We start from the raw sequence: 13,100 nt of genomic DNA on the forward strand, positions 1-13,100 counted from the left end.
CCTGTTCCTTCTCCCTTTGGGAGAAGGAACAGGGATGAGGAGGGACAATGACCGCAACGCAAGCCGAAACCATCGCGGTTACCGATCGCATCACACTCCGCGCGGTTGAAGAGCGCTACACCGCAGAACTGCACAATCTGGTTACGAAAAACAGAGCCTGGCTGCGAACCGCCTTCGACTGGGCGCAGTATGTTGGTACTGAAGATGACACCCGGCGTAATGTGCAGAGCAATCAAATGTTGCACCAGCGCGGGTACGCCAAAATGTACCTGATCTTTCAGGATGATGTGCTGGCTGGCGTGCTTTCGTTCAACGCCATCGAACCGACCAATAAAACCGGGTATATCGGTTACTGGCTGGATGAGGCGCATCAGGGGAAGGGCATCCTTTCACATGCGCTCCAGGCGTTTATGCGTTATTACGCAGAGCGAGGCGAAATTCGCCGTTTTGTCATTAAATGTCGGGTGGATAACGTCAGAAGTAATAAGGTGGCACTGCGCAACGGCTTTGTTCTGGAAGGTTGCCTGCGTGAGGCAGAGTTTCTCAACGGCCACTTTGACGATGTGAACTCGTACGCGAAGATCGTTTCGCTATAATGCCCCCAGCAGCGGGGTACGGGTAATGCGCTGATTGCCGTTGATCACCTTTTCACCGCGCAGGTGGATGTTTTCTCCGAAAGCCTCGATCACCACATCGTCGGTGATCTCAATCCGGTGTTCGATCAACACATCGCCACTGATACGCACTCGCCCCTGAATCACAACCCGGTCATCAATCAGAATCGGGCCACCTCTCAGCCATGCCTGACCGCTGATCAACACGTGGTGTTTAATGACACAGTTGCCTTCTATCACTGCATTCTCTGCAACCTGCGAACTGTAGCGCAGGGTGGGGATTGCATCGTCGTCAACCCCTGCAATCAAACGAGCGTTGCCATACACTTTGGCGCAGTCGCAGACCCAGACATTATTGAGATCGTTACCCTCAATCAGGGCGTGGTCGTACACTTCGGCACGGTGCTCAATAAAAGCAAAATTCACCACCGCATCACCATAGATCTGCGCCTGATGAACAACGCGAGACTGACTCACGGTCGCATTGCCGTAGATTTTCAGGATTTGCTCATGGTCAGCAGTCAGCCCTTTTGCCGCGATTACCACGCTGTGGTTCAGTATCCGGGCATTGCCGAAGATATGACATTCGCCACGGATCTCTGAATGTTGAACGGTGACGTTGTCACTTATTAGCGCGCTGTGGCTGATTTGTGCCGCCTCTATCAGGCTGTTACCCGTTATTTTGGCGTGATGGCTAATGACACAGGACTGGGTGATACGGGCGTTGTCCGCGATTCGGGCATGACCAAAAACCACGCTGTTTTCATCGTAAACCCAGCAGTTCCCGTTCTGGGAGAGGGAATGTTCGTCCTCAACCCAACCCCCTTTTGTCCCGCTGATGATGTCGTTAAAATCCGACATTGCGATAATTTGACGCAGAGTTGTCGTGGCTTGTTCCTCGCCGTTTTTCCAGTGCCACTGGCGGGTTTCATCGCTAAGCCGATACTTTGTCATCATCATCTCTCTGATAAGTGCCTTAACTAAACGTAGCAAACTTTGGCTTTTTCGAAGTACTGGCATACGCAGGGGAAACCCCTTAAAATGGCATTTAAAATACAGTTTAATATTTAAAATAAATGCATAAAGATAATCACACCCAACAGGCCCTCAACTTACCCTCCGGCTACTTTGGCATGGTGCTGGGGACAATGGGCATGGGCTTTGCCTGGCGCTATGCCGGCACGCTCTGGCCCGTGACTCGCTGGCCTGGCGACATTCTGGTTGCTCTGGCGGTGTGTATCTGGTGTTTACTGACGGTGGCATTCATCACCCGGGCTGTCCGTTTTCCTCACAGTGTACTGGCTGAAATGCGCCATCCGGTGATGAGCAGTTTTGTCAGCCTGTTTCCGGCAACCACAATGCTGGTGGCCATTGGTGTTGTTCCCTGGTTTCGGCCCCTTTCACTGGTCTTGTTCAGCATCGGCGTCGTGATACAACTCAGCTATTCTGCCTGGCAGAGTGCCGGGTTGTGGCGAGGGCAACACCCACAGGAGGCCACCACGCCGGGGTTATACTTACCTACCGTCGCGAATAATTTCATCAGCGCAATGGCTTGCGGCGCACTAGGGTTTCATGATGCGGGTCTGGTATTCCTGGGCGCGGGGATTTTCTCCTGGCTCAGCCTCGAACCGGTCATTTTGCAACGTCTGCGTAGCGCCGGAGAACTACCTTCACCTTTGCGCACATCGCTCGGCATTCAACTCGCGCCAGCTCTGGTGGCCTGTAGCGCCTGGTTCAGTGTGAATGGTGGTGAAGCCGATACCTTTGCCAAAATGCTGTTTGGCTATGGACTGTTACAGCTCCTGTTTATGCTGCGCCTGATGCCGTGGTATCTCTCACAGCCGTTTAATGCCTCTTTCTGGAGCTTCTCGTTCGGTGTCTCTGCGCTTGCGACCACTGGTTTGCATTTGGGGCAGGGCAGCCCAGCGGGTTTCTTCCATGCCATCGCCATTCCCCTGTTCATTTTCACGAATGGCATCATTGCGATGCTGTTAATACGTACTTTTATCTTGCTGATGCAGGGCAAACTTCTTGTTCGCACTGACAAAGCACGGCTTATGCTTCCTGAGGAAAAACAATGACTGTTGATGAAAACTATTTCACCGAGAAATATGGTCTGACGCGTACACACTCAGAGGTGTTGTACAGCGCAGGCATCGTTAAACCGGGTAAAACGCTCGATCTGGGCTGTGGAAATGGCCGTAACAGCCTGTATCTGGCGGCTAACGGCTACGATGTGACCGCGTGGGATAAAAACCCAATGAGCATCGACAATATTGAGCGTATTAAAGCGGCGGAAGGGATCACCAACCTGCACGCGGCGATCAACGATCTGAACACCCTGAGCTTTGACGGGGAATACGATTTTATTCTCTCCACCGTGGTGATGATGTTCCTGGACGCAAAAACGATCCCGGGTCTTATCGCCAATATGCAGCGTTGCACCACACCCGGTGGTTACAACCTGATTGTTGCCGCCATGGATACGCCAGATTATCCGTGTACGGTTGGCTTCCCGTTTGCCTTCAAAGCCGGTGAACTGAGCAACTACTATGAAGGCTGGGAACTGCTGAAATACAACGAAGAGGTCGGTGAGTTGCATCGCACCGACGAAAACGGTCATCGCATCAAGCTGCGCTTTGCCACGATGCTGGCACGTAAAGCGCGTTAACGCGCGGCCAGCAGACAGATTTGCAGGGCTGTATGGTAAGACGCCTCGAACGACGACAGCGGCAAAAACTCAAATTTCGAGTGGAAGTTATGAGCGCCCGTGAAGAAGTTCGGGGTAAGTAACCCTTTTGCCGATAATGCTGCGCCGTCCGTGCCACCCCGCATGGGTGTCGGTTTCGGCGTGATGCCCAGAGACGCCATAGCTTCAAACATCAGGTCAATGGCGCGGCGGTCTTCGCCGATGGCGTTACTGATATTGCTGTAAGTATCCTCAATGCGGTATTCCACGCTGGCCGTAGGGTGTTGTGCCGCAATGAGACCCGCCACATCGGCGATCTGCTGCTTACGGGCCGCAAAGTGAGTTTTATCAAAATCGCGGATGTTGGCTTTCAACACCGCCTCGTTTTGCCCGGCCTGAATACCGTTAAACCAGATATACCCTTCACGGCCTTCTGTGCATTCCGGTGTTTGCTGGCGATCGAAATGGCTGATGAAGTCGGTTGCCATTAGCAGGGGATTGACCAGTACGCCTTTGGCTGACATCGGGTGGGCTGTTACGCCGGTGAAGCGGATCTCGGCGGCGGCAGCGTTAAAGTTCTCATACACAATCTCCCCCAGCTCACAGCAGTCAATGGTCCAGGCAAAATCCACATCGAAACGCTTCAGATCCAGCGCTTTTGCCCCGTTAAGCCCAATCTCTTCATCGGGTACAAAGGCCACCACAATATCGCCATGTTGATGCCTGGCCGTCAGGTTTTCCAGCACGGTCATGACCACTGTAACCGCCGATTTATTATCTGCGCCTAATACACTGGTTCCATCGCTGAAAATAATCTCTTCATTGGGGTAAGCCAGTATTTCAGGGTGCTCATCAACGCGTAGCCAGATGTCTTGCTCTTTATTCAGGCAGAGGTCTTCACTGGTGAAAGTTAATATTTGCGGATGAATATCCGGTGATAAACCGACGTCGACGGTATCAATATGGGTAATAAAACCGATACGCGGTGCTCCGGCTACATTGCCTTTTTTCACGGCGGTGACAGTGGCGAATTCGTCAATCACAATCTCGTCTAAACCCAGACGGGTAAGCTCGTCAGCCAGTTCCCGCGCCATATCATGCTGGCCTGACGTGGAGGGCAGTGTTTTCACTTTGGGATCGCTCTGGCTGGTAATGGCAAGATAACGAAAAAAGCGTTGGGTTAATTGTCTGGAGAGTGCTGAAGCCATAGTGATTCCCTCTTTTTTTGTTTTATCAGGTGTTTGCAATATCACTTTAATGTTATTTATGAAATGGCAAAAGAATTAATTAGCCGTCGAATTAAAAAGACAGGAATAAAAGATGAAAAGCAAACTCACAGTTTTAACTCTGGCGATTGCGGCACTGACGGTCAGTTCCACCGTTGCGGCGAAAACGCTGGTGTATTGCTCCGAGGGATCACCGGAGAACTTTAATCCTCAGTTATATACCTCGGGAACCAGCGTCGATGCCAGCGCCGTGCCGGTTTACAATCGACTGGTTGATTTTAAACCCGGAACCACGGAGCTGGTTCCGAGCCTCGCTGAACGTTGGGATGTCAGCGACGATGGCAAGGTTTATACCTTCCACCTGCGAAAAGGGGTGAAGTTTCAGAGCAATAAAACCTTTACGCCAACACGAGACTTTAATGCTGATGATGTGATTTTCTCCTTCATGCGCCAGAAGGATGCGAATCACCCGTATCACAATGTCTCCAACGGCAGCTACTCCAACTTCGAAAGCCTGGAGTTTGGCACGCTGATCACCGCGATTGATAAAGTGGATGATCACACCGTGCGCTTCACGCTGGCGCACCCTGAAGCGCCATTTGTCGCCGATCTGGCATGGTATTTTGCCTCGATCCTCTCAGCTGAGTATGCCGACGCGATGCTCAAGGCCGGTACGCCAGAAAAAGTGGATATGGATCCGATTGGCACTGGCCCCTTCAGGCTGGCGCAATATCAAAAAGATTCACGCATCCTCTACACGGCTTTCCCGGATTACTGGCAGGGCAAGTCAAAACTCGACAGGCTGGTGTTTAGCATTACCCCTGATGCCGCCGTGCGTTACGCGAAGGTCGAAAAAAATGAGTGTCAGGTGATGCCGTTCCCTAATCCGGCCGATTTAACCCGTATGAAGGCTAACCCCGATATCAACCTGATGAGCAAATCCGGGCTGAATACCGGTTTCCTCGCGTTTAATACCCAAAAACCGCCGCTGGATAACGTTAAGGTGCGCCAGGCGCTGGCTATTGCCATCAACAAACCCGCAATTATTGATGCCGTGTTCCAGGGGACAGGAACCGCAGCGAAGAACCTGTTACCGCCCGGTGTCTGGAGCGCGAACAGCGAACTGAAAGATTATGAATACGATCCTGAGAAGGCGAAAGCGTTGCTGAAAGAGGCGGGGTTTGCTAACGGACTTAGCATTGATTTATGGGCTATGCCCGTTCAACGCCCCTATAACCCGAATGCCAAACGCATGGCGGAAATGATTCAGGCTGACTGGGCGAAAATTGGCGTGCAGACCAAAATCGTGACCTATGAGTGGGGTGAGTACCTGAAACGGGTGAAGAGCGGTGAGCATCAGGCGGCGCTGATGGGATGGACGACAGCAACAGGCGACCCCGATAACTTCTTCGGCCCACTGTTTACCTGTACTTCAGCCAATGGCGGTTCGAACTCGGCTAAATGGTGCTACAAACCTTTTGACAACATCATTGCAGAAGCAAAATCGATAACCGATCACGAAAAACGTGTCGCGCTTTATAAGCAGGCGCAGCAGATAATGCACGATCAAATGCCTGCCGTCATGATTGCCCATTCGACGATTTTTGAGCCAGTGCGAAAAGAAGTGACGGGCTATGAAATTGATCCCTTTGGGAAACACCTTTTCTGGCAGGTTGACATTAAAGAGTAACAAGGAACTGCCCGAATTGATTTCGGGCAGTGATTTATCAATTTGTGCTGCTAACCTCATTTTTTGCCACAACAAACCCGCCCACCTTTTGCTATAACTTCAAGTGCATACTTGCAAATAACATGGAATACCATCATGCGTACTCAAACTTTTTTTAAAGTTGCAGTGCTTTCTGGACTGTTGGCGTTGGCGGGCTGTGCTTCAAAAGTCACGTCACCCGAGCAGTATTCAGGTTTTTTAAAAGATTATTCTGGCTTGCAGCAAACCACTTCTGCGACAGGTAAACCGGTTCTGCGTTGGGTCGACCCGGCATACAGTGATGCGAAATATGACAATATTGTCTGGAATCCTATTACGTATTATCCAGCGCCTAAACCGACAACGCAGATTGGCCAAAAAACGCTTGATGAATTGCGGACGTATACGGACAACAAAATGAAAACGGCGATTGGCCAGCGTAAGCCTATTGTCGCAACACCAGGACCACGCAGTTTGATCTTCCGTGGTGCTATCACCGGTGTTAGCTCTAAACAGGAAGGGTTACAGTTCTACGAAGTTGTTCCTGTCGCACTGGTTCTGGCGGGTACGCAAATGGCAACCGGTCATCGCACTATGGATACCCACCTCTATTTTGAAGGTGAGTTGATTGATGCCGCGACAGGAAAACCGGTTATCAAAGTCGTCCGTAAAGGCGAAGGTAAAGAGCTGGCGAATGAAAATACGCCACTTGGCTTTGCTACGCTGAAACAGGTTGTTGATGATATGGCGACGGATGCCACCATGTTTGACGTGAAGAAGCCGGCGAAATAAGTCTCCAGGCCGGCCTGATGGAGTGCAGGCCGGCTTATTTTCAGGCAGTACGAAGCCGTCTGAACCAGGTTTCAGGTTTCGTAAACATCACCATATTCCCGCCCAGAATCAACAGCAAACCCACGATCCCATTGATGTGCCAGACATAACCTTCGTACACCGTTGAGATAGATAAAGCCACAAGCGGAAACAGTAAGGTGCTGTAAGCGGCTTTGCCCGCTCCAATGCGCCCGACCAGTGTGAAATATGCGCCAAACGCAATGACCGAGCCAAAGAGGGCAAGATAGAACAGCGCGCCAATATAACTCACCGTCCATTCCGGCATGAAGTTATCACCGCGGATCAGCGCAATGCCGCCCATCACCAGCGTGCCGTAGAGCATAGCCCACGCGTTGGTTGTCATTGTCTCCAGACCGTTGCGCTGATGGCGCATGCTGATCATATTTCCCAGTGAAAAGCCATATGTGCCAAGTGCGGACAGGCCAATCCCCGTGAGCAGTGACGCGCTCCAGCCACTCGCCAGCAAGTCATCCCAGAAGAGGGTGACGATACCAATCAACCCCAGAAAAGCCGCTGTCCAGAAGCGGGCAGGCGGGCGTTGCCCGAAGAAAATAAAGCTATTGATGGCGTTATACAGCACGGCCATGGAGAAAATGACGGACTCCAGCCCCGTATTGATGTGAGCGGCGGCGGTGTAAAAGCACCAGAAGTTAAAGCAGAAGACACAACAGCCCTGAAGCAGGCAAAAGAGGTGATCTTTGAGCGCAAGTTTGCGCAGGCGACGCAGCGCGATAAGCACAATCATCATGATGGCGCAGGCGACGGCAAAGCGCCAGAAAATAGAGACGGGAGCCGCGACAGGCCCTTGTTGCAGGAAAATTGCAATCCAGGTGGTTCCCCAGATAATCACCACCAGCCCATACAGTAATGCGTTCATGTGTCTCTCTTCTCACAGCCGAAAACGACATTGTGCTGGCAACGGCGATCGTATGCTGTCACCGTTTTGCGCCGGGCTTGCAAATTCTTGCGCTTTTTTCTGTCGCCGCTACTGGAATCAGGGCGCGACAGTTCATAGACTGGGGATCTGTTTAATCACGTGTTAACGGTTATGTCTCGCGCTTACGATACTTTTGAAACGCTACGCCAGCAGAACGCAGTGCTCCGGGAAACCGTTGCGCTCAATTCGGGTATCCAGTTGGCGGCGTGGTACAACAAGCACGACACCATTACGGTTAAAAGCGATCACCACACCCTGAGCCTTTACGTGGCTGACGGCTACGAGAGCTACCAAAAGACACCGGCTGGCTGGAAGAATGGCGGTGGTCCGGATCGTTTCTGCCTGATGCCTAAAGACAGCGAATCCACCTGGGATATTCGTGATGATCTGTCATTTGTCCATCTCTATTGCACCGATGACCATTTGCGGGATATTGGGGAAAAAATCTGGGATAAACGCCCACTGACGTTGACGCTGGATGAAAAAATCTTTGGCAGCGACCCTAAAATTACTGCGCTTTATCGTCAGTTTTTACTGGGTTGCGACTGGCAGCAGAAAGCCAACCAGCTCACTCTGAGCACGGCGTCCACACTGCTGCTGACGCATCTGTTGCAGAATTATACCAACGTGCAATGGAAGTTACCGGTGGTGACTGGCGGGTTGTCACCCTTTATTTTGCGTAATGTACTGGCCTTTATTGAAGAGAATCTCGCGCAGCCACTGACCCTGGCCGAGCTGGCAGCGCAGGCCGCACTGAGTGAGTACCATTTTGCCCGTATGTTCCGCCAGTCGATGCAGCAAGCCCCTCATCAGTATGTGATGCACCGGCGGATGGAAAAGGCAAAAGTGCTGGTGAAATACACCGAAAGCCCGCTCACGGATATTGCACTCGCGTGCGGGTTTAACTCTGCCAGCCATTTCAGCAACCGCTTTCGCAGCATGATGGGGATGACGCCTTCGCAGCTACGCGCGGCGAGCGCGTGAAAATACAGCGTAACAGACTCCGCCAAGTACCAGTCCCCAGAAGGCTGACCCCATTCCAAGAATTGTGACGCCGCTAGCCGTCATGAGGAAAGTGACAATTGCCGCATCACGTTCCGCTTCATTGTTCAGCGCCTGATATAAGCTTCCACTTATTGTTCCCAGCAACGCCAGCCCGGCCAGCGTCTGGATCCAGCTCAGTGGAAGAGCGGCCAGTAATCCGGTAATGGAGCCGCCAAACACGCCAGCCAGCAGATAAAAGACACCTGCTGCCGCTGCCGCCATCCAGCGTTTACTGGCATCAGGATGGGCATCCGGGCTTTGGCAAATGGCGGCGGTAATGGCAGCAATACAGATGGAATAGACCCCGAAAGGCGAAAACAGCAGTGCCAGCGCGCCGGTAAAAATAATCAACGGTGAAACGGCAAGCGGATAACCGGATGCTTTCATGGTGGCGAAGCCTGGGGCATTCTGCGACGCCATTGTGACGAGGAAGAAGGGCAATCCAACGCTGATCAGGCTGGAAACGGTAAATACGGGTGCGATAAATTGCGGCATGACGACGGATAAGGTGATCTTGTCCGTGACAACGTCACCGCCAGCCCAGGCGACAAAACCCCCAACCAACAGGGTCGCGACAATGGCGTAGCGTGGCGCAAGGGCTTTCGCTGCCAGCCACGCCGCCAGCATGCTACCACACAGCAAAACGTGGCCATTCAGGTGTGTAAAGGCCTGGAGACCAAAACGCAGCAACACGCCAGCCAGCATCGCGGCGGCAAGTGAATGAGGTATCAGCTTCATCAGGCGCGCAAAAAGCCCCGTCACTCCGCAGAGCAGAATCAGCGCATTGGCAAAAATAAAAATTCCAATGGTTTCGGCAAGCGTCACGCCCTGCAAACTGGTGGCAAGCAGGGCGGCGCCTGGTGTTGACCATGCGGTAAGTACCGGCGCTTTATACCACCAGGAGAGCGCAAGGGTGCTGACGCCCATCCCCAGCCCGAGAGCGGTCATCCAGCCTGCAATCTGGTGCGCATCCGCACCAGCAGCAGCAGCGGCTTGCCAGATGATGGCAGCAGAACTGGCATATCCCACCAGCACGGCGACAAACCCAGCCAGTACGGCAGGAAAGAGATGAGAGGAACTGCGCATAGGAACTCCGTTGTGCGTTATAACGTCCGGTGCAATGTAACACTGTGCGTTATAGCGTACAAGTGATAGACTTCGCCCTAACAGGAGAGGTTATGGATATTACTCAACATCTTGCATCTACACTGAAAACACTGCGACAGGCACGCGGGTGGAGCCTGTCAAAATTGTCTGAAGAGACCGGGGTATCGAAAGCGATGCTTGGGCAAATCGAGCGCAATGAATCTAGCCCGACGGTTTCTACGCTCTGGAAGATTGCCACCGGACTGAACGTGCCGTTTTCGGCATTTATCACACCCGGTGCAAGCCCGCAGGCGATCTTTGATCCGCAACAGCAAGCGATGGTGGTAAAACCGTTGTTCCCCTGGGATGACGCGCTCAAATACGACCATTTTTCCATTACGCTTGCACCCGGCACGTTGAGCGAGTCAACGCCGCACGAAGCGGGGGTGATCGAACATGTTGTGGTCATAAGCGGTGAACTGGAGATGAACATTGAAGGGGTCTGGCAGACGATTCAGGCTGATTCCGGCGTAAAATTTGCGGGCGATAAACCCCACGCTTATCGCAATAGTACGGCTCAGACCGTGCACTTCCACTCACTGATACATTATCCCCGCTGAAGGTACGCAAAACGGTTTCGCTGTCGCATACTTCTGACTACAATAGCCGCCATTTTGACCATAACGGATAACGACGACGTATGCGCCTGCAATCCCATCATCTCGAACTCTTAAGCCCGGCGCGTGACGCCTCCATCGCCCGTGAGGCTATCCTTCACGGCGCGGATGCCGTCTACATTGGCGGGCCTGGCTTTGGTGCTCGCCATAATGCCAGCAACAGCCTGAGCGATATCGCCGCTCTCGTGCCTTTTGCCCATCGCTATGGGGCGAAAGTGTTCGTGACGCTGAACACCATACTGCATGATGATGAACTGGAACCTGCGCAGCGACTGATTACCGATTTGTACCAGACCGGTGTTGATGCGCTGATCGTTCAGGATATGGGCGTGCTGGAGCTGGATATTCCCCCGATTGAACTGCACGCCAGCACTCAGTGTGATATCCGTACGGTCGAAAAAGCGAAATTTCTCTCCGATGTCGGCTTCTCCCAGATTGTGCTGGCCCGTGAACTGAACCTGAATCAGATCCGCGATATTCACCAGGCAACGGATGCGACTATCGAGTTCTTTATCCATGGCGCGTTGTGTGTGGCGTATTCCGGTCAGTGTAATATTTCACATGCGCAGACCGGTCGCAGTGCTAACCGGGGGGACTGCTCTCAGGCATGTCGCCTGCCGTATACCCTGAAAGACGATCAGGGCCGGGTGGTTGCCTTTGAAAAACACCTGTTGTCGATGAAAGATAATGATCAGACTGCCAACCTGGCTGCGCTGATTGACGCAGGCGTTCGTTCCTTCAAGATTGAAGGGCGCTACAAAGACATGAGCTACGTGAAGAACATCACCGCGCATTATCGTCAGATGCTGGATGCCATCATTGACGATCGTGGCGACCTGGCGCGTGCGTCAGCCGGACGTACCGAGCATTTCTTTATCCCGTCGACAGACAAAACGTTCCACCGTGGCAGCACCGATTACTTTGTTAATGCGCGTAAAGGGGATATCGGTGCGTTCGATTCGCCGAAATTTATCGGCTTACCGGTCGGTGAAGTGCTGAAAGTGGCGAAAGATCATCTGGATGTTCAGGTTACGGAGCCACTGGCAAATGGCGATGGTCTGAACGTGATGATCAAGCGTGAAGTGGTCGGATTCCGCGCGAATACGGTGGAAAAAACCGGTGAAAATCGCTACCGCGTCTGGCCAAATGAAATGCCTGCTGACTTATACAAAGCACGCCCCAATGCCGCCCTCAACCGCAACCTTGATCACAACTGGCAACAGGCATTACTAAAGACCTCCAGCGAGCGTCGTGTTGCCGTGGATATCGAACTGGGAGGCTGGAAGGAACAGCTAATCCTGACCATGACTAGTGAAGAGGGCGTCAGCGTAACGCATACCCTTGACGGTCAGTTCGACGTGGCTAATCATGCCGAAAAAGCACTGAACAGCCTGAAGGATGGCGTGGCGAAACTCGGTCAGACGATCTATTACGCGCGCAATATCGACGTCAATTTACCGGACGCGTTGTTTGTGCCGAATAGCCTCCTGAACCAGTTCCGTCGCGAAACGACGGAGAGGCTGGATGAGGCACGTCTGGCTCAGTATCCGCGTGGTAGCCGTAAGGCCGTTTCCGTACCTGCGCCGGTCTATCCCGATACGCATTTATCCTTCCTCGCAAACGTATACAACCATAAAGCGCGTGCGTTTTATCATCGCTATGGCGTGCAGTTGATTGATGCCGCTTATGAAGCACATGAAGAGAAGGGCGACGTGCCGGTAATGATCACCAAACACTGTCTGCGTTTCGCCTTTAATCTGTGTCCGAAACAGGCAAAAGGCAACATTAAGAGCTGGAAGGCAACGCCTATGCAGCTGGTGAATGGTGACGAGGTGTTGACGCTGAAATTTGACTGCCGGCCGTGTGAAATGCATGTGATTGGCAAGATGAAGAATCACATCTTTAAAATGCCACAACCGGGAAGTGTGGTGGCATCCGTCAGTCCGGAAGATCTGATGAAGACGCTGCCGAAACGTAAAGGCAGTTAATTAGCGAAAGTGAGTCTCGGGTTTGCGTGATTTCTGCCAGTGGTGGTGTTCGCGCAAACCGTCTGCTGAATCTTCGGCAACGCTGCGTAACTCATCGCTGTCGGCTTCATGACGAAGCTGGTGGTCGACATTCTTGACCCACAAAAATTCATGCCCTTTATGCCCCGCCATCAGTTGACCTGAGAATAATGCGCAGATCAACAACATGATTGAAAACCCTTTTTTAAACATTATCTCACCGCTGAATGATATTTCACGGCTATCATGAGGGTAATTTCA

13 protein-coding genes are annotated in these 13,100 nt (G+C 52.4%); 8 read left to right on the plus strand and 5 right to left on the minus strand.

Annotated elements, in window-relative coordinates; genetic code table 11:
* Window positions 1–47 precede the first annotated feature (47 nt).
* Complete coding sequence (rimL, locus tag HV346_RS10695; RefSeq protein WP_181623460.1) at window positions 48–596, plus strand: 50S ribosomal protein L7/L12-serine acetyltransferase; 549 nt, start codon at window positions 48–50, stop codon at window positions 594–596.
* On the opposite strand, the gene ydcK is transcribed toward rimL, so the two are convergent.
* Complete coding sequence (ydcK, locus tag HV346_RS10700) at window positions 591–1,568, minus strand: YdcK family protein (RefSeq protein ID WP_181623749.1); 978 nt, start codon at window positions 1,566–1,568, stop codon at window positions 591–593. The two genes, rimL and ydcK, sit on opposite strands and share 6 nt — an antisense overlap.
* 122 nt (window positions 1,569–1,690) lie before the next feature.
* Here ydcK and tehA point away from each other — a divergent pair, with 122 nt between their 5' ends.
* Window positions 1,691–2,695 carry a dicarboxylate transporter/tellurite-resistance protein TehA gene (gene tehA / locus HV346_RS10705; RefSeq protein ID WP_181623461.1) on the plus strand — a complete coding sequence of 335 codons (1,005 nt, stop codon included), beginning with the start codon at window positions 1,691–1,693 and terminating at the stop codon, window positions 2,693–2,695.
* Window positions 2,692–3,285, plus strand: a complete 594-nt coding sequence (gene tehB / locus HV346_RS10710) for a tellurite resistance methyltransferase TehB (protein WP_181623462.1) — start codon at window positions 2,692–2,694, stop codon at window positions 3,283–3,285. Before tehA ends, tehB begins: the two co-directional genes overlap by 4 nt.
* Here tehB and pepT read toward each other — a convergent pair.
* A complete protein-coding gene (gene pepT, locus HV346_RS10715; protein ID WP_181623463.1) occupies window positions 3,282–4,511 on the minus strand; it encodes a peptidase T in 1,230 nt (409 codons plus the stop codon). The genes tehB and pepT overlap by 4 nt on opposite strands.
* Before the next feature lie 112 nt (window positions 4,512–4,623).
* Between pepT and HV346_RS10720 the strand changes: the two genes are divergently transcribed.
* Together HV346_RS10720 and HV346_RS10725 are read left to right on the plus strand one after the other, a co-directional pair.
* A complete protein-coding gene (locus tag HV346_RS10720; RefSeq protein ID WP_181623464.1) occupies window positions 4,624–6,219 on the plus strand; it encodes an ABC transporter substrate-binding protein in 1,596 nt (531 codons plus the stop codon).
* A 135-nt stretch (window positions 6,220–6,354) separates the two neighbouring features.
* The gene (locus HV346_RS10725; RefSeq protein ID WP_181623465.1) at window positions 6,355–7,029 is read left to right on the plus strand and encodes a DUF3313 domain-containing protein; all 675 of its coding nucleotides are present in this window, start codon (window positions 6,355–6,357) and stop codon (window positions 7,027–7,029) included.
* Window positions 7,030–7,069: 40 nt separating this feature from the next.
* On the opposite strand, the gene HV346_RS10730 is transcribed toward HV346_RS10725, so the two are convergent.
* Window positions 7,070–7,966: an EamA family transporter gene (locus tag HV346_RS10730; RefSeq protein ID WP_181623466.1), complete on the minus strand. Its 897-nt coding sequence runs from the start codon at window positions 7,964–7,966 to the stop codon at window positions 7,070–7,072.
* Window positions 7,967–8,137: 171 nt separating this feature from the next.
* Between HV346_RS10730 and HV346_RS10735 the strand changes: the two genes are divergently transcribed.
* Window positions 8,138–9,010 (plus strand): helix-turn-helix domain-containing protein, encoded by an 873-nt coding sequence (locus tag HV346_RS10735; RefSeq protein WP_181623467.1) that lies wholly within the window; start codon window positions 8,138–8,140, stop codon window positions 9,008–9,010.
* Here HV346_RS10735 and HV346_RS10740 read toward each other — a convergent pair.
* Window positions 8,990–10,156 (minus strand): benzoate/H(+) symporter BenE family transporter, encoded by a 1,167-nt coding sequence (locus HV346_RS10740; RefSeq protein WP_181623468.1) that lies wholly within the window; start codon window positions 10,154–10,156, stop codon window positions 8,990–8,992. The genes HV346_RS10735 and HV346_RS10740 overlap by 21 nt on opposite strands.
* A gap of 92 nt (window positions 10,157–10,248) precedes the next feature.
* On the opposite strand from HV346_RS10740, the gene HV346_RS10745 reads away from it, so the two are divergent.
* Together HV346_RS10745 and HV346_RS10750 are read left to right on the plus strand one after the other, a co-directional pair.
* Entirely contained in the window at window positions 10,249–10,776 is a 528-nt protein-coding gene (locus tag HV346_RS10745) for an XRE family transcriptional regulator (protein ID WP_181623469.1), read from the plus strand.
* An 80-nt stretch (window positions 10,777–10,856) separates the two neighbouring features.
* Window positions 10,857–12,821 carry a U32 family peptidase gene (locus HV346_RS10750; protein ID WP_181623470.1) on the plus strand — a complete coding sequence of 655 codons (1,965 nt, stop codon included), beginning with the start codon at window positions 10,857–10,859 and terminating at the stop codon, window positions 12,819–12,821.
* Here HV346_RS10750 and HV346_RS10755 read toward each other — a convergent pair whose 3' ends face one another.
* Entirely contained in the window at window positions 12,822–13,052 is a 231-nt protein-coding gene (locus HV346_RS10755) for a DUF2554 family protein (RefSeq protein ID WP_181623471.1), read from the minus strand.
* Window positions 13,053–13,100: the final 48 nt, after the last annotated feature.

The organism is Enterobacter sp. RHBSTW-00994 (assembly GCF_013782625.1).
Classification (GTDB): domain Bacteria; phylum Pseudomonadota; class Gammaproteobacteria; order Enterobacterales; family Enterobacteriaceae; genus Enterobacter.

What these genes read in the sequence shown, in the direction of transcription:
- pepT (WP_181623463.1), bottom strand. Translation starts at nt 4,511, where the DNA reads ATGGCTTCAGCACTCTCCAGACAATTAACCCAACGCTTTTTTCGTTAT.
- HV346_RS10730 (WP_181623466.1), bottom strand. Translation starts at nt 7,966, where the DNA reads ATGAACGCATTACTGTATGGGCTGGTGGTGATTATCTGGGGAACCACC.
- tehA (WP_181623461.1), top strand. Translation starts at nt 1,691, where the DNA reads ATGCATAAAGATAATCACACCCAACAGGCCCTCAACTTACCCTCCGGC.
- HV346_RS10745 (WP_181623469.1), top strand. Translation starts at nt 10,249, where the DNA reads ATGGATATTACTCAACATCTTGCATCTACACTGAAAACACTGCGACAG.
- HV346_RS10755 (WP_181623471.1), bottom strand. Translation starts at nt 13,052, where the DNA reads ATGTTTAAAAAAGGGTTTTCAATCATGTTGTTGATCTGCGCATTATTC.
- ydcK (WP_181623749.1), bottom strand. Translation starts at nt 1,568, where the DNA reads ATGACAAAGTATCGGCTTAGCGATGAAACCCGCCAGTGGCACTGGAAA.
- HV346_RS10740 (WP_181623468.1), bottom strand. Translation starts at nt 10,156, where the DNA reads ATGCGCAGTTCCTCTCATCTCTTTCCTGCCGTACTGGCTGGGTTTGTC.
- rimL (WP_181623460.1), top strand. Translation starts at nt 48, where the DNA reads ATGACCGCAACGCAAGCCGAAACCATCGCGGTTACCGATCGCATCACA.
- tehB (WP_181623462.1), top strand. Translation starts at nt 2,692, where the DNA reads ATGACTGTTGATGAAAACTATTTCACCGAGAAATATGGTCTGACGCGT.
- HV346_RS10725 (WP_181623465.1), top strand. Translation starts at nt 6,355, where the DNA reads ATGCGTACTCAAACTTTTTTTAAAGTTGCAGTGCTTTCTGGACTGTTG.
- HV346_RS10720 (WP_181623464.1), top strand. Translation starts at nt 4,624, where the DNA reads ATGAAAAGCAAACTCACAGTTTTAACTCTGGCGATTGCGGCACTGACG.
- HV346_RS10750 (WP_181623470.1), top strand. Translation starts at nt 10,857, where the DNA reads ATGCGCCTGCAATCCCATCATCTCGAACTCTTAAGCCCGGCGCGTGAC.
- HV346_RS10735 (WP_181623467.1), top strand. Translation starts at nt 8,138, where the DNA reads ATGTCTCGCGCTTACGATACTTTTGAAACGCTACGCCAGCAGAACGCA.